Below are 16,093 nucleotides of genomic sequence, written 5' to 3'. Positions count from 1 at the left end.
CGTGCCGGACCGTGCTACCGCGCTTGTGCTCTCGGGCGGCGTCGCCCTGGGTTCTTATCAGGCGGGCATCTACGAGGCTTTGGTTAAGGAGCCAGAGCTTTCGCCCGCCTGGATCGCCGGCAGTTCGGCCGGCACGCTCAATGGCGCGTTGATCGCGGGCACGTCTCCCGAGCGGCGCTGCGAGGTTCTGCGCAGTTATTGGCTGCGCGGACCGGAAAGCCTGAATGCGTTGTCCTTCGGGATTACGCGGCACGCGCTCAATTGGGCTAGTGCGATGCAGTCACGGCTGTTCGGTGCGTCGGGCCACATCCAGACGCTGGGCCCGCGCCTTTCCTTCTCCAGCTTCTACGATCTTGCCCCGACGGTCGCCTTCTTCAAGAAGACGATAGACTTTGGTCGCCTCAACTCAGGCGACATCCGCTTCACCGTCGCGACGACCGACATCGAGACAGGCGACGCTGTGATATTCGATACGGGCAGGGGCGACCGCATCGACATCGACCATGTCTTGGCCAGTTGCGGCTTCCTGCCCGAATTTGCGCCTGTCGAGATCGCCGGCCGCTTGCTAGGCGATGGTGGCCTGTCGATGAATGCGCCCGTGGAGCCCGTGCTCGACGAGTTTACTGGCACAGATAATATCGTGATCATTGCGGATCTATTTGCCCGCGACGGCGCACGACCCGTTGGCCTTCAGGCGGCGCTCGCTCGCAAGAACGCCCTCATGTACGGCAATCAGACCTGGTACCGCCTCGAAGCCTGGCGCCGCTTGTGGCAGCGCGACCTGGGTGAAGACCGTGTCGCCCCGTCGGTTCTTTACCTCAGTTACCAACCCGTCACTGGCGAAGCGGGTTCAGAGCTGATATACGACTTCTCCCTCGCCTCAGCGCGGGATCGCTGGGCGGAGGGATTTCTGGACGGCCGTCACGCCGTGGTAAAGTATGCCCAGGGAGATGCCGGGCAGGGCGCGACCACCGTCGTGCGACGGCCGAAAACCTTGGTCGCGGGCGCCGATCGCATCCCCGCGACGCGAGCAGCCTAACATGGCAGGCGGAGCCTCTAGATTCAGATATGCCGTCATCTTCGATGTCGACGGCACCTTGATCGATTCGGTCGACTTCCACGCCCGAGCCTGGGTCGATGCCTTCGCGGCCTTCGGTCACGCCGTGGCCTTCGACGAGGTGCGACGGCAAATCGGCAAAGGTGGCGACCAACTCATGCCGGAGTTTCTGAGTCACGAAGAGATTCAGCAGAAGGGCAAAGCGCTGGAGATGCATCGCGCTGGACTTCTTAAAGACCACTATCTCCCGCATTTCCGGCCCTTTCCGAAGGTGAGGGAACTCGTCCAGCGGGTGCTGGTCGACGGTGCCCGGGTGGCGCTGGGATCGTCCGCGAAGGAGGACGAGTTAGCTGAGTACAAGAAGATTGCTGGCATCGAGGATCTGATTGAGACGGAGACCTCATCCGACGATGCCGAACACAGCAAGCCATGTCCGGACATTTTTGAGGCGGCAATCGCCAAACTGGGCTGTACCGACCTCAGCAGGATCATGGTTGTCGGAGATACACCTTATGACGCTCAGGCCGCGCTGAAGGCTGGACTGCGGACGATTGGGCTGCGCTGCGGCGGGTGGTCGAAGGAAGATCTACGCGCCGCGGGTTGTGTCGAGGTCTTCCAAGATCCCGCAGATCTTCTCAACCGTTACGATATTTCGGCTTTGGGGCATTTCTCTAGGCCTTCCGTGACGATCTGATGTTGTTCCAAATACATTCCGAAGCTTAAGCGTATGGGCTGGTAAATGGGGATGAATGTAGGGATACGGTTGGGCCGTTGCGGCACGGCCGGTAACGTTCTTCAATTGTGCGGTGACCATCGGCGCAACCTCATTCGTCCCTGTTCGTTAGGTAGGCGCACTTCCCTGTGCACTTCGTCCAGAGCCCGCTCCGTCGTCCACACCGACGGGGTGGGCTCTTTTCGTTTGGTCTCGATCGGATCGCGCGCGTTTCACAATTCAGCAGTGGGATGCAACCCTTCGTTAGGAGTTGCGTTTCCGACCCGAGCGCCAGCGAGGGACTGTCATGAAGGCTGTGACGACGGAAAAGCCTCAGAGGGTCAACTGGACGGACTTCTTCAAGCGGTATGCAAGACCCCATGGCTTGCGAATCCGTTTGCCCGACGTCGATCACACATCCCAGGTCGGCCTCTCGATAGAGAAGCGCTTACTCCGGCTTATTAGGTCGCGGCAAGAATCGGGATCATTTGCTTTCAGACGATCCTTTAACGCTGGCCCGACGGTCATCGACTGCGTCTTCGAAAATTCGGTCGCGGCCGACGACCTGGCACGCAGGGTCGGGGCATCAAGCGTAGAGGCCCCCTTGGGTTGGGCGACGGCCCGAGAGTTGGTGGCGGATGAGAAAACACGACGCGCGCTGATTAGATCCCCGATGGAATTCTGTGTTCCACCCACGGAAGAGATGACGTCGGCTGGCGATGCAAGTAACGCACACGTTCGCGTGGCGGGGATGCCACTCGAGGATAAACAGCGGCCTTGTTAAAGGCGATGACCGGTGGAACCTCCGGCTAGCTCTCCGAAGGAAGGCCGGATAGTCCTCACCACGTAAGTTCAAACCCGACGCAATGTGGCAGCGCGAGCCCGGCCTGCGACAGTCAGCACGAGATGGTCGGCAACGGTGACCACGAGTTCAAATTGTTGTAACCTTTGCAAGTGTCGGTGTGGCAACTCGCGCCATATCGCTTCGCCGTCGGCAGCGAGACGTTGCAGAATTGTTTCTTCGTGGGGACTGAGCGGTGCCTTGGGGTTTCGCTCCATGACTACCTCCACTCGGCAAGCATCAGGTCACCTGCGTGACCTCCTCACAAGCGTGAATTGTTCGGTACCGGACGATTCAGGGGGCATACCGCCACGGTGGCCCGGGTCTTTTTTAAAGTAGCACTCCCTTGAGCGCATTTCTGTCCGGACCCGGACAGCAACGGGCGACGCGAAGGTTCGTAAACAGCCTATGGCATCGCCACCAGCCGACAAAGCAAGGTCCGCCAAAGCACGTGCGCAGCGCGCGCGGAGGTTGGCTGATGGGTTGAATGATACCGACCGCGCCCGCTTGCTTGGTCTCGCCCAAGAGCTGGAACAAGAGGCGGCGAAGTGTGAGTCGCCACCGGCAGACCCAAAACCTTCAGACTGATTGTGCGGGGGCTGGACGGGGCATTTCCCTCCGGCGCGGCGATCAAGAAGACCGTTGAAACGGGGTTGATCGTTTTTCCGTTTTTCCTCACTGACGGCAGGGCAGGATGCGATAGCCGTTCGTTCTTCATCACACACTGTAGAGCCGACGGTCAGGCCCCGCACTCCCACGGTGCGGGGCCGCTTTGTAGCGACGCGAGTCGATAAGTGCCGATGCACTCACTTTGCTCTTGAGCTGCAATTTCCCAGTTGGCAAATTTCAGACGATGCGCAAACGCTCGGTCGACATTGCAGGGCACCGCACCAGCATTTCGCTGGAGGACGCGTTCTGGAAAGAACTTGCTTCGATCGGCCAGGCGCGGCGCCTGTCGTTGAACGCACTGATCACGGAGATCGATCAGGCCCGCGGCGAGCTCAACCTATCCAGTGCGATCAGGGTTCATGTTCTCCATGCTGTCCTGAAGCAGACGGCGTCGCGGGCCGGAAGGGCCTTTTAGCTCTTGGCGAGGGCTTTGATCAGGTCTGCCAGGTGCTCCCGCTGTTCAGACCTGATCTTGTAATATGCCCGCACCAGCCGAAGCGTTTCTTTACTGTTGAGTTGGTCGTCGCTTACGCCCGCGATTGAAGCTTTCGTTTGCCGCTTTTCCTTCGACCTGAGCCCTGCCGTTCCGGCGCTCATCTCCTCAAAGAAGTGCGATACCGGCACGTTGAGGACAGCAGAGAACTCGTAGAGGCGGCTGGCGCTGATCCGGTTCGTGCCTCGTTCGTACTTCTGGACCTGCTGGAAGGTGAGCCCGACGGCTTTCCCCAGATCTCCCTGGCTCATGCCCAGAAGAGAACGGCGCTGCTTGACGCGCTGCCCGACGTGAACGTCGATCGGATGGAACACTAGCAATTTACCTTCAAGGCGGACGGCAACGCCATGCGGGACGTTGCTTGGGCCAGTATTGGAGAAAATGACGGCAGGTCCAGAGGTATCCCTAGTGAATCGGCTGGCCGTCGTCCGGCCGCTCGATGGCTTCCTCGGCGAGCTCGGTAAGGTCCTTGGCCAGCTCAACAAGGCCTTCCGGGTCGACATTGCCGCGAACGATGGCGGCGCCGTCGGGCCCGATCGCGATGATGATATGGGCGAGGGGAATGCCGGCCTCCTTCAGCCGTTCGCGCAGGATCTCGTCGATGTCGGTCAGGATGGTCTGGATGGCATCCATTTGGTCGGTCATCGTGCGAGCCTACTAGACCGCGAGCAGCTCGTCCCAGTCGGTCGTGTAGCGCCGGCTCAACATGTTGCTGCGCAGCGTCCAGGGGCGCCGTGCGCCAGTGCGGCCGAAGGTGACCGTATCCCGGCCGAACCGAGCGTTGAGGCCGTCCAGCGTCCGCATGCGGGCCAGCGATCGCGGATCGTCGCGTCGATCGAACAGGCCATTGCCGACGCTGGCCGCTTTCACCAGGTCGACCAGCATCACGCCGGCCTTCTTGTAGCGATAGCCGTCCCGCCAGATCGCGGCCAGAGCGCTGCGGGCGGCCGCGATGAGCTGCGCCGTGTCGGCCGTGGCCACCGGGAGCGTAACCCCGCGTGTGGCCATGTACTGGGCATCCTGTTCACGGAACGGATTGGTCTGCAGGAACACCGACAGGTGCGCCGTGGCCAAGCCTTGCCGGCGCATCTTGACCGCGGCCCTCGAGGCGAAGGCCGATACCGCCTCGTCGACCTGGGCCTGCAGCTTGATCGCCTGCCCGAACGATCGGGAGGCCACGATGCTCTTGCGGTTCGGGACCAGCAGCTCGAGTGCGTGACAGGGCGTGCCGGCGAGCTCGCGGCCGAGCCGCTCGACCACGACGCCGAACCGCCGGCGCAGGTCGCGCGGATCCGCGGCGCGCAGCTCGAGCGGCGTGCGGATCCCGTGGTCGATCAGCCGCGTCGCCATGCGACGGGCGATTCCCCACAGGTCGGTGAGCTCGAGCCGGGACAGCGCCTCGACCTGGCTGGCCTCGTCGACCAAGGCGCGCGCGCCGCCGGCGGCGGGATCCTTCTTCGCCAGCCGGTTGGCGACCTTCGCCAGGACCTTGGTCGGCGCCACGCCGACAGACACCGGGATCCCGGTCCATTGCAGCACGGTCTCGCGCAGGCGGCGGATATGCTCGGCCTGGCGCCCTTTCCCGTCGTCGATGCCGGCGAGATCGAGGAAGGCCTCGTCGATCGAGTAGATCTCCAGCTCGGGCGTGAAGTCGGCCAGGATCCGCATCACGCGGGCGCTCATGTCGCCGTAGAGCGCGTAGTTAGACGAGCGCACGATGACGCCCTGCTCGGCGAAGCGGCCTTTGTAGAGGTGCCAGGGCGCGCCCATGTCGATGCCGAGCGCCTTGGCTTCGTTCGATCGGGCTATCACGCAGCCGTCGTTATTCGACAGCACGACGACGGGTCGGCCGCGCAGCGCCGGCTGGAAGACGCGCTCGCAGGACGCATAGAAGTTGTTGCAATCGACCAACGCGAACAGCCGGGGCATCAGCCCAGCATCCGGATCGAATGGTTGATGACGCCCCAGATTTCGAAGGACGTGCCTTCAGCGATCTCGATGTCAGAATAGGCCGGATTCTCGGGATGCAGCCAGACGCGGCCGCCGCGCCGGCGGAAGCGCTTCAGGGTGAAGTTTCCGTCGACCAGTGCGACGACGATCGAGCGGTCAACAGCCGTCTTTGCCCGGTTGACGATCGCTATGTCGCCGGCAAAGAGGCCGATGCCGATCATGCTGTCCCCGGTGACCTTCACGGCGAAGGTTGCCGGCGGATTCTCGATCAGCAGTTCGTTGAAGTCGAGTGGCCGATCGAGATAGTCGTCGGCCGGGGAGGGGAAGCCGCATTCGGCCGAGGCCGACATCAGCGGCACGCTTAGCACCAGGCGGACCTGGACAGGGCGGGGGGCGAACGGCGTTCGACGCCGGAGGGGGGTAACGGACACGCTCGCACTCCGATTGGGCCCAGCGCCACGCCGCCGCCACCCGGATCTGTCTCGATAGACTCGTAAAGTCGGCGCTTAGCGAAAGCGACAGGGCTTTCCGCATGGCTTCTCGCGGTGGACGCAGACCGTCTGCGGCTTGCGATGCAAGCCACACCATCTGTAGAGCAATGGCCACTTCGTCTCGGATCGGGTGAAGGAGAACAACTTACGAAAACAAAATGTCGCTCATCCCAATCGCGTTGGCCCCAACAAGCGCTATAGCCATGTCTGTACCGGCGTTGAAATGCCCCGAGGTGACAGAGACGTAAACGCTAGTCGAGCCGGCATTGGATTGAATCGAGACGTGAGAGGCATCCATGCCCAGAGCGCTGAGGTCCAGCTTGCTCAGCCCCGACACGAAATCGCCGATCGTATCGTAGCCGCTGATCAAATTGCTGTCGGCATATCCCGTGTAGGCAAAGATATCGGCGCCGCCGCGCCCCCAAAGGGTGTCGCCTCCGGCGCCTCCGGTCAGTCGATTGGCGCCGGTATTGCCGACGAGGATGTCGGCTTGCGCACCACCGGTCAGGTTCTCGATGGAGTTCATGTAATCGGTAAACACGCCATCGACCCAAACCGCTTGCACACCGAGGTCGGCGTAGACGCTGCCCGTAACCCCGACGTAGGACGCGGTGTCGCTGCCCGATCCTCCCCACAACTGGTTGGCGCCACCGTTCGACTTGCCGCCGCCGATGAGGATGTCGTCGCCGCCCTGGCCGTAGAGATAGTCCGTGCCAAGTCCGCCGGTCAGAACGTTCGCTCCGTCGTTGCCGACCAGCGTGGTGGTGCCGGAGCCTCCTACAAGGTTCTCGATGGAGTTCATCTGATCGACGAGAATTCCGTCAACATACCCGGCTTGCGCCGACAGGTCCGCGTAGACCACCCCGGTCGTGCCGACGTAGGAAGCGGTGTCGTTCCCGAGCCCGCCCCACAACTGATTTGCCGCGGCGCCGGCGGCACCGCCGATCAGCACATCGTTGCCGCCTTGACCGTAGAGATAATCGGTCCCGATCCCGCCGGTCAGGACATTGGCGATATCGTTGCCGACGAGCGTGTTGGTTCCAAAGCCTCCGACCGCGTTCTCGATCGAGTTCATGTGATCGACCAGGGCGCCGTCGACGTAGCCGGCCTGTGCCGCGAGGTCGACATAGACCGATCCGAACGTTCCAGCATAGGAGGCCGTGTCGTTGCCGCCGCCTCCCCACAACTGGTTGGGGGAGAGTCCTACGCCGCCGCCCAGCAGGAAGTCGTCGCCCTCCTGACCATACAAATAGTCGATCCCGGAGCCGCCGATGAGCACGTTGGCGCCGTTGTCGCCGACCAGGGTATTGGTGCCGGAGCCTCCGATCAGGTTCTCGATCGAGTTCATGCGGTCGACCAATATGCCGGCCACGAACCCAACCTGTGCACCGAGGTCCGCATAAACGACGTCCGAGGTGCCGGCATAGGACGCGGCGTCGGCGCCGGCGCCGCCCCACAATTCGTTGACGCCGTGCGGGGAAGCGCCTCCGCCTACGAGCGTGTCATCGCCCCCATTGCCTTCGAGACGATTGCTGGCGTCGTTACCGACCAGCGTGTCGTCGCCCGCGCCGCCGATGGCGTTCTCGATGTTGGTAAGGCGGCTGGTACCCATGTCGGTACCTGTAGCCTGGCCGTGTAGCAGATCGACGATCACACTCTTGGAGAAGTCGATGAAGCTGACCGTGTCGATGCCATCGCCACCGTCGATCGTGTTGACGCCGATTCCGACGATCAGGAGGTCGTCGCCCGCTCCCGTGATGACACGATTGCTGCCCGAACCCGTCTCGACGATGAGATCGCTCGAGCCGGCGGCATTCTTCGCGAAGATGATGTTGTCGCCGGCCGTCTCCCGAACCGCGACCTTCCCCGAGCCGATCGCGATGATATCTCCGTTGCCGGAGCCGATGACTGTCAGGTCGAGAGAGCCGGTGTCCGCGTAATCGAAGGACGAATCGACGGTCAAAGTCGTCTGACCGGAAGCCGCCGTCTGGACCAGCGTCGCAGAGCCATCGAGATGGACTACAAAATCATCGGCCCCGTTCGGAGCTGCCGCTGCTCTTGCCAAGGGCGGCAGATATTCTTCACCTTCACCAAGGAATACCAGCTTTTCGACCCGGTGCAGTTCGCCGATCAAGGTCTCGCCTAGGAAGAGATCGTAGTACGTGTCATGCGCACTCCAGTCGTAGGAGCCCCTTCCTTGCGGCAGGATGATATCAGCGGATATGGTATCTCCGCCGTCGACGATGTGGACCTTTTCGGTGAGATTAGGTCTATTCCAATTGATCTTCGCGTCTTTGCTTCCCAAAACGTAGTCGTCGTCAGCCGAGACAAAAACGACGTTGGTGCTCGGCAACTTTGCCGGTTTGTATTCAGGGGCGTAGGGAATCGGCTTATCCATCTCGTCGCCGCCGACGCCGGTAAGGGCAACCTGGATATTCCCGCCCGTATAGACCTGGTTGGTGGCGAGAGCGTTTCCGAGAGCAGTCCAGGAAAACGGGCTGACAATGTCACGAGCGAAATCGACCAGAATGGATACTTCCTGGACGTAGAGCCTGTGCGTGTGTTCGTCTAAGCCCGTCCCAGTTCCGATTGCTGTGTTGATTGAGACTTCTCTTCCTACTCGATACTTTTGTTCGATCGCGTCGAGGGCCGGTTGGATCGAGTTGAGGATATATCCTTCAGGCCCACCGACTGCCGACCCAATAGCCTTCAGGGCGGAGGCGACTGTCTTGAAGACGGCCAGATTGCCTGGAACTGTTGTCACAACATCATCGGTGTTGATGAAGTGCGTCGTCACGCCGCCCCCGAACTTGGCTGCATCCTCGGCTCCCGGTGATCCATCGGTGTAAAGTCGAATGTTGGATTGGACTTGTGCCAGGTCCCTCAGGAGATATTGCGCCGCACCAGCGCCGAGGCTGTGCCCTGATATCAAAACTTGTTGGATTCCATTCTTGGCGTCCCCGACGTAGTCCGTCAGCGCCTCAACGAGCGGCTTGTAGAGATCGTAATAACTCTTAAATGAGGGATAGTTGAGCAAGTCCACTTTCTGATCAGTGCCTCGCAGCGACACTGCCAACGTGCGGACTCCTTCCACATTGCCCGTGAAGACAAGGGCATTCGCTTCTGGCTTGTCGTACAGCGGCACCGAGTGCGCTTCGTCGATCGCTTGATATTGACCATTCGAAAGACTGTAGTGAAGGCTGCCGTGCATCTCGAAGTCTGATGGAGCCATTCCCAATTCGATTGCCGTGAGAGCATGCCAATGCCTGCTCTCGGCGGCTCTGCCGATAAGTGAGGACGCTGAGGTCTGATAGGCAAGCGGTTCCGCTTTGTGTTCGAGGGTCTTGAGAAATCCGTAAGATTCAGAAGCCAGCGTTAGCATCTCTACGGCGATGGATCCGTTCTTGAGGTCCACCTTCGTAGAATCGTCGAGCCGAAGGGGATCCTCGAAGATCACGTTCTCGATCGCGTAGGCGTCTAGATAGATGTTCGACTGAAAACCGCTTGTCCCGATCGTTTTGAATACGGCGACGGTGCCACCGAAGCTGTTCGTTCCGTCTCCAGAGAAATCGATGATCTGGTAGTCGCTTGAGCTGCCGGGCAACTTCAGAACGTTCTGAAGCGATGTGTTCGTCTGAAAACCTAAGTAGGTATGACCACCGTGTAGCGACTGTTGAGTAAACGCGGCGAACGAATGAAAATCCCCGAACGCGAAATTGGATGAGGCGATCAGGTAGTCGGCCGATTGGTAGCTGAAGATGACACTCCCACTCCCGCCATCCACTTCGTCGTTTCCGGGCGAGCCGTAGTAGTAGGTGATGCCATCACCTAGAACGACATGGTCGTCCTGGTTTCCTCCGATAATTTGGTACCTGTCGCCAGCGCGGTCGCCCGAGGTGAAGGAGTTATCTTGTCCATTCTCCAACGTTACATGATCACTTCCGCCAAGCCCGTGCGATCGATCCACTATGTCGATGACGGCGCGCTGAGTATCAGTAAGCGAGTTGAAATCAACGTCATCATTGCCCTTCGTGAAAAGGCCAAGCACAGACGCAACTGCGTAGCTGGCAGGGATTGTTGATGGGGTAGGATGCTGTACCCAACCGAATGCGACGCCACCGTTAGCAAGGGATGTAACATCCGTTCCGACTTCACTCTGATTTGGATCCGCACTCACTGCGAACTCTGTGCCCAGTTTTATGCCGTCGGCGTCGAAAAGCTGCCCTTTAACGTCTAGATCAGTAGTCCAGGTCACAATGAAACGCCCATCATTCAGCCCTGCGACATCGGCGCGATACTGGCCTCCGTTAGTTTGGGTGTTCACCAGAAATTCAATTCCTACCTTCTGGCCGGAGGAACTGTAGAGCTGCCCGTGAATGTCCGCGTCGCTGGGCCCATGGGGCCAGACAACCACAAACCCGCCATCAGCAAGGCCGGCCACTCTTGGAGCGCTACCTGGCGATAACGATCGAGTTTCATCGATGATAAATTCCGCACCGATTTTTGCGCCAGTTGCGGCAAAAAGTTGGGCGTTGCTGCCGCTGCCGCTGTCCCAAACTACGACGAAATTGCCATCCGCTAGCCCAGCGCTGGTCATCCAACTGTAAGGTTGGATAATATCACTCGTCGCTCCCACGCGATTTCCCTCGTGGTCAAAAATCTGAGTGCTGATCTTCCCGTAGGGCGGCGAATTTCCGTGTTGCCAGGTTACTGCGAACTTTCCGTCGTTGAGTTCGGCGATGGACAATGGTCCATAGGTGTCGTTCGGACCTAGAATCTCAACCTTCTTTATGAGCAATCCCGTTTCGCTAAAGATGCGTAGGGTTAATGCGCTGTCGTTGTGAGATGTTGGTTGAGAGGTTAAAATCGCCACTGCATCGGCGACGACGAATTTGCCATCTGATAACGCCGCCAAACCGATATTACCTTGAAGTTGTCCGCCAACTTCCCACGTGAACGGGGAGCCCACCGTGGCGCCGAAAGAGTCGAGAATTTGTCCAACAACAACTGATTTGGGTAGCGGGTCAAATTTGGCGGCAGCGTACAAGGCAACTATGTTTCCGCCGGCTAGACCGGTTACAAGCGATGGCGCCGCGAAATCGCTCGGCCCGTTGAGAACGGTTACTGTACCCACCTCTACCCCCACTCCAGAATCCTGCTACACCCTTTCAAGTATCTGACGGGTTCAGGTTTTGGTTGCAATAGCAAGAAGTACACCACCAACGGAATTGGGCGCCCTTTCGCTCGCTATCGAACATAATTGAAGTCGGCACTGAGTATCTAAGACCGGTGGTGTCAGGGCGGCTCGACTGTTGGGGCCCTTGTGAAAAAACTCATGTTCCGCGATGCTCGGGGCTCGCCGGCAGGAGCGGCGAAGTCGTTGACCTACCTGTCTGCTACGCGGCCGCCCCCGGCTACTTGGCGCGGGTCGTTCGTGCGCTCTGTTGCCTACGTTTTACACGCGGACTGGATGCCGAGGGTCGTAGTCCGGCTCCATCTAGGGCTCAGAACTATGAACAGATGCTAGTTGCTCTTCGGATGCCGGCTGGTATGCAGATGTCTTTCTAGAATGGCGCGCTTAGGTCGGCAGAATGTTCACCGACCTAGCACTACCACTTGCAGGCCTCTCTAAGAGGCCTGAGTGCCTCCTCGAGGCCAGCGACGGGAAAGGTCAGTGTGCTTGCAACCTTGCTGTATGGCTTGATGCTGACGACGAATTCGTTGCGGCCAAATAGCTTCTTCAAGAATACGATCGGGTTAGGCGAAAAGACGGCCTTTCCGTCGCTGGACGGACTCCACCATTCCGTTGCGATCGGTTGGCCGTCCACCCGCCACCTTACCTCCGCACTTCGATGAGAGCCTATATAGTCGGGCCAAGCGATGTAGAACTCCGTTGTATTCTTCAGGCATCGCACGACGAGAGTACCTTCCTCGTCACGGCCCAAAGTGGTTTTGGTACGGTCGGAAGAATCGAGATTCATGACCACCGTTGTCGTACCATCCAACTTCTCAACCGACGTTTTCACCCTCCAGGCTGACGCCGTTGAACCGGCAGCGGGAGCGGAGGCGGCAGCAGGAGTCGCGATCCCGGCAAGCGTGGCAAAGCAGGCCACCTGGTCGCTCTTTTCGGATTTTGTTTTGCAATCGTCGAATCGTTGGCCAACCACGCCGAAGCATTGGAGTTGCTCGTCGGTTCCGCTTATCGCGTAGCACTGTCTCATAGCCGTCTCGAGAGGTGACGATTGAGCCCAAGCCAAGCAAGGAACAAATGCAACCAGCGACAGCCATCGAGCCCAGATTAGCATCTTTCCCCCAAGCGTGATGCGAGCCCATTTATTGTGGCCTACAGATGCAATGCAACAGAAAATAGAATCCGATTGGCCTCACAACCATTTCTAGAGATAGGCTAAGTGCGCAATCAGAAAGGAACTCGAGTGCGAACTTCGAATGCGTAGCGTTCAGGATTGATTGCTAGAGAATCGGTTTGATATGAGCGCTACGGCGTACTCGCCCTGTAGCAAAGAAGCCGCCGCAAGCCTCTCTTGCCGTGCACCCCTCGCACGCTTCGATGTACTCATTCTTCCAGTCACTAATTGACCGTACGGCAAGCGGTCTGACCCGTGGATCGATCGTGCAGAGCTGATGATTGTAGATTGACGTTCTGAGTCCAAGGTCATCGACGAGTGCTGCGGCGTCATAGAGTTTGTGACTGTACTCGACGGGATCGACCCAGAGTTCATCGATGTTGGCCTTGGCAAATCCAGTCATTTCGAGCCCCATGAAGGCGACATGGTCTACGAAAGTCAGATTGCGGCCGATAAACTCCGCCAGTGCCGGAAGCCCTGCGTAATTCTGCCTGTGAACGACGACTCGAATCTCGACCCTTTGGCCAACGGCCTTCAAGTTGAGAATGCCGCGCACCGTTTCGTCGAAGGCGCCATCAGCCTGGACAACGTAGTCGTGAACGTGTGACGACGCGGAGTAGAGCGGGATGCCGATCATGGCATCTGGGTGTCCAATATCGGCATAGGCACGCGCAAATGTCGGATCGACGAAGCGACGGCCGTTGCTGAGGATGTGCAGCGCGGTGGAGGGAAGGTGGTCCCGCATGCTGCGCACCAAGCCCAAGAAGCGGTCCCCGAGGAGGGTGGGTTCGCCGCCGGTAAAGCCGATCTCCGTGGTCTCCGGCGCAATCATTGGGATGGCTTGAAATATCTCATCGACCAGCCAGTCGTCGCTAACATCTTTGGGTGGCTGCGAGCACATGAGGCAATAGTGATTGCACCGTTCTGTCAGCAAGAAGCTGTTGTGCGGCGAACTTCGCCGATAGAGCACGCGAATAGACGGTCGATCGACGGTCAGAGACACAACGTCGCCATCACCCAGATAATCTAGTTCCTGTGGGAGCACGACTAACAGGGTGGTGGTGTCGAATCCTTCTCCTTCGTTTGCCGCACCTTCGAAGACGAACGCGATCTGCTGGGACGCAGGCATGCCGCCTGCAGACAGCGGCGTTATTGGCATCTCCGCCACCAGCCTCGCGGAATCTAGTTCCGGTTTGTGCAGGCGAAGCACCTGGCGCGGTGTTCCCGGCGTGAAGCCCTTGAGGCGGATGTTTCGACTGTTGAGAGCAAGCATACTTAGCCAGCCGCCCAGCGCCGAAAGATCCTCTTGGTCTCGTCGTCATCCTCCATCATCTGGATCAATCCGCGGAACAAGCCCATGTTTCGCTCACAGAATGCCGATGTTGGTTTGCGCCCCACAAAATCACCGTCCATAGCGTGATGGAACACAGGGTCGGCGCCACAGAACGGTTCGAAGGCGCAATCGCTGCACATCGGCGCCGATGCGGCAAAGGATGCCTCAAGGGGCTCTAGAAGTGCGTCTGATGTTATCAGGCCTTCGTAACTGTCCTGGTGGACGTTCCCAAGGCGGAACGTCGTATCGTTCATCTCCGCGAGCATGCGGCTTTCATCCGAAGCATAGACATCGCCATCATAATTATAGACCAACGCTCCGATGCCGATTCCCGCTGGGCTCATCAGGTCGACATACCCTGTGTCAAACGGCGTCAGCATTTTGGTCAGGATGACTGCGGCCTGAAATTCTACGAAAGGAACACCCCGCTTATTCAGATCCACGATGTACTTGAGGCCATCAAAGTAGAACTTCAGCCATTCGGCCGTATTGTAGGCGGCAAACGTCTTGGTCTTGATCGCGAAGCCATACGGAGACAGAGCCCGGAGGAATACCCCGCCGAAATTCATCGCTATGTACTCGTCGACAATCTCGCACACGCGGCCAAGGCTGGCGCGTGTGGTTGTCATCAGCGCGCTAACGCGGTCGTGCCCCAAAACGTCTCGGGCGCGAGCGATGCCCGACACTGCCCTCGCGTGACTGTCTTTTCCCGGCCTGGGTCTGTTCGCGTTATGTAGGTCTGATGGCCCATCGAGCGACGTTGAAATCAAGATCTCGTATTCTTTGCAGAACTGCAAAATGTCATCGGTTACGACGGCAAGGTTCGTTGCAATGACAAACTGCAAGTCACGGCCAGCGGTCGCGTTAATCTCTAACGCCCTGCGAACAACAAACTTGATTATCTCGAAATTGAGAAGTGATTCGCCGCCCTGAAACTCGATCTTGATGGCTGGGGACGGCGACCTGAAGACAAGAGCAAGGGACTTGTCGGCTGTTTCTTCGGTCATGTCGAACGCGAGGCGATCGTCACTCTGCCGAGACACTTGGCAGTAGGGGCATGAATGCTCGCAGCGCAGCGACACAACGAAGATGTGAAGTGCCGTAAAATTGGAAAGGCGCCGGTATCGCGTTCGCGTCTTAAGCGCCAGCAACTCCACGGCTACATCGGAATCGGCGTCCTTGATGAAGTGCTTTGACTTGAGCGTCTCATAGGAGGGGTCGCCGCGTCGGAGGGTGTGGCGAGCCAGTGAATGGACCGTAGCCGCATCCGCTAGCGCATACTCGCCCACCATATTTGTTAGAATGTACCGGTCGTCGTCGAACTTCGTAAATCGAAGCGGTAGTAGCTGGTACCGGCCGTCCGCAGCCGCGTCGTATGCTGCAAGAGGGAGAAATCTACTCACTGCTCTGCAGACCCGTCCGAGAGAACGCTACAGCGAGGATGGTGTTGCGAACTTGCTCGGTCTCGCGGGCGATGGCCTCACGCAAATCTTGGTCGAGCACTTCGGCTTTCAAATCTCTGATGGCCTGCTCAATACCGGCCGCACTGGTCGCAGACTGAAAGTGGAGCGTGCAAATCCACTCGTCGCCCTCTTGTGAAATATCAGACACGAATAGTTTCAGGAAGCGGTAGCTCGCCTTTTTGATAACTGCGAGCTGGTACACGCGCGCATCGAACCGCGCCTGCGCATCGTTTGCTGGCACAGGGGCGGCCGCGCTGGAAGACATATCAACGAGACGAGTAATGCGAACTGTGGCTGCCGTGACTGCCGTGGCTGCCATGTGAACCGTGAGAGCGGTGCTGGGCAAATTTGTGCCCTTTCGCATTGCTCCGCTCGATCACAAGGTCGCTGGTCGCGGGCTCTGGCAACTTCATGCCTGGCTCCACATTGGACGCTGTTTCGGTCGGGGCAACCAGCGATGCCTGAGCGCTTGGTGCGCCGAGGCCAACCAGAGCGGTAAGCGCCGTTGCTAACGGTAGCAGAAAGGACCGCTTCTTCATTTTCCGTCTCCCCAAGTATTCCCAGGAGGTTGTACAACCATTGGGTAGCTTTCGGCAATGACTGTGCAATAAATTGCTGAGCGTGTGAATCTGGCCTGTGTGCCGTGTTTCTTCGTGCCGGGCTAAGGGCACGTCGTCCGTAGAGGTCGCCAAGTGAGACGCTTTAGTGCTCTGTTGATA

The 16,093-nt window shown here is 59.0% G+C and carries 12 protein-coding genes; 3 read left to right on the top strand and 9 right to left on the bottom strand.

The window, feature by feature from the left end; genetic code table 11:
• Nucleotide 1 precedes the first annotated feature (1 nt).
• The 3 genes from AC1RP5_RS12230 (at nucleotide 2) to AC1RP5_RS12220 (ending at nucleotide 3,694) form a co-directional block, all read left to right on the top strand.
• Entirely contained in the window at nucleotides 2-1,039 is a 1,038-nt protein-coding gene (locus AC1RP5_RS12230) for a patatin-like phospholipase family protein (RefSeq protein WP_493110912.1), read from the top strand.
• A 1-nt stretch (nucleotide 1,040) separates the two neighbouring features.
• Nucleotides 1,041-1,751, top strand: a complete 711-nt coding sequence (locus tag AC1RP5_RS12225; protein ID WP_493110911.1) for an HAD family hydrolase — start codon at nucleotides 1,041-1,043, stop codon at nucleotides 1,749-1,751.
• Between the two features lie 1,712 nt (nucleotides 1,752-3,463).
• Entirely contained in the window at nucleotides 3,464-3,694 is a 231-nt protein-coding gene (locus AC1RP5_RS12220; RefSeq protein WP_493110910.1) for a ribbon-helix-helix domain-containing protein, read from the top strand.
• Here the strand turns inward: AC1RP5_RS12220 and AC1RP5_RS12215 are convergent.
• The 9 genes from AC1RP5_RS12215 to hxsD all read right to left on the bottom strand — a co-directional run bounded on the left by AC1RP5_RS12215 (nucleotide 3,691) and on the right by hxsD (nucleotide 15,693).
• A complete protein-coding gene (locus AC1RP5_RS12215; protein WP_493110909.1) occupies nucleotides 3,691-4,086 on the bottom strand; it encodes a helix-turn-helix domain-containing protein in 396 nt (131 codons plus the stop codon). The two genes, AC1RP5_RS12220 and AC1RP5_RS12215, sit on opposite strands and share 4 nt — an antisense overlap.
• 91 nt (nucleotides 4,087-4,177) lie before the next feature.
• Nucleotides 4,178-4,417 (bottom strand): hypothetical protein, encoded by a 240-nt coding sequence (locus AC1RP5_RS12210; protein WP_493110908.1) that lies wholly within the window; start codon nucleotides 4,415-4,417, stop codon nucleotides 4,178-4,180.
• 12 nt (nucleotides 4,418-4,429) lie between these two features.
• Entirely contained in the window at nucleotides 4,430-5,701 is a 1,272-nt protein-coding gene (locus tag AC1RP5_RS12205; RefSeq protein WP_493110907.1) for a Y-family DNA polymerase, read from the bottom strand.
• Entirely contained in the window at nucleotides 5,701-6,153 is a 453-nt protein-coding gene (locus AC1RP5_RS12200) for a LexA family protein (protein ID WP_493110906.1), read from the bottom strand. The genes AC1RP5_RS12205 and AC1RP5_RS12200 overlap by 1 nt, the downstream gene beginning before the upstream one ends.
• 205 nt (nucleotides 6,154-6,358) lie before the next feature.
• A complete protein-coding gene (locus AC1RP5_RS12195) occupies nucleotides 6,359-11,347 on the bottom strand; it encodes a M10 family metallopeptidase C-terminal domain-containing protein (protein ID WP_493110905.1) in 4,989 nt (1,662 codons plus the stop codon).
• A gap of 475 nt (nucleotides 11,348-11,822) precedes the next feature.
• Nucleotides 11,823-12,434 (bottom strand): type VI secretion system-associated protein TagO, encoded by a 612-nt coding sequence (locus tag AC1RP5_RS12190; RefSeq protein ID WP_493110904.1) that lies wholly within the window; start codon nucleotides 12,432-12,434, stop codon nucleotides 11,823-11,825.
• 250 nt (nucleotides 12,435-12,684) lie between these two features.
• Nucleotides 12,685-13,851, bottom strand: a complete 1,167-nt coding sequence (gene hxsC, locus AC1RP5_RS12185) for a His-Xaa-Ser system radical SAM maturase HxsC (RefSeq protein ID WP_493110903.1) — start codon at nucleotides 13,849-13,851, stop codon at nucleotides 12,685-12,687.
• Nucleotides 13,852-13,853: 2 nt separating this feature from the next.
• Entirely contained in the window at nucleotides 13,854-15,314 is a 1,461-nt protein-coding gene (hxsB, locus tag AC1RP5_RS12180; protein ID WP_493110902.1) for a His-Xaa-Ser system radical SAM maturase HxsB, read from the bottom strand.
• Nucleotides 15,307-15,693: a His-Xaa-Ser system protein HxsD gene (hxsD, locus tag AC1RP5_RS12175; RefSeq protein WP_493110901.1), complete on the bottom strand. Its 387-nt coding sequence runs from the start codon at nucleotides 15,691-15,693 to the stop codon at nucleotides 15,307-15,309. The genes hxsB and hxsD overlap by 8 nt, the downstream gene beginning before the upstream one ends.
• Nucleotides 15,694-16,093 lie beyond the last annotated feature (400 nt).

The organism is Reyranella sp. GW821-FHT12G01, assembly GCF_058806575.1.
Note: the sequence above shows the minus strand (reverse complement) of the source record. Positions and strands in the feature narration are given on the sequence as shown.

What these genes read in the sequence shown, in the direction of transcription:
- AC1RP5_RS12205 (WP_493110907.1), bottom strand. Translation starts at nt 5,701, where the DNA reads ATGCCCCGGCTGTTCGCGTTGGTCGATTGCAACAACTTCTATGCGTCC.
- AC1RP5_RS12220 (WP_493110910.1), top strand. Translation starts at nt 3,464, where the DNA reads ATGCGCAAACGCTCGGTCGACATTGCAGGGCACCGCACCAGCATTTCG.
- AC1RP5_RS12210 (WP_493110908.1), bottom strand. Translation starts at nt 4,417, where the DNA reads ATGACCGACCAAATGGATGCCATCCAGACCATCCTGACCGACATCGAC.
- hxsD (WP_493110901.1), bottom strand. Translation starts at nt 15,693, where the DNA reads ATGGCAGCCACGGCAGTCACGGCAGCCACAGTTCGCATTACTCGTCTC.
- AC1RP5_RS12225 (WP_493110911.1), top strand. Translation starts at nt 1,041, where the DNA reads ATGGCAGGCGGAGCCTCTAGATTCAGATATGCCGTCATCTTCGATGTC.
- AC1RP5_RS12190 (WP_493110904.1), bottom strand. Translation starts at nt 12,434, where the DNA reads ATGAGACAGTGCTACGCGATAAGCGGAACCGACGAGCAACTCCAATGC.
- hxsC (WP_493110903.1), bottom strand. Translation starts at nt 13,851, where the DNA reads ATGCTTGCTCTCAACAGTCGAAACATCCGCCTCAAGGGCTTCACGCCG.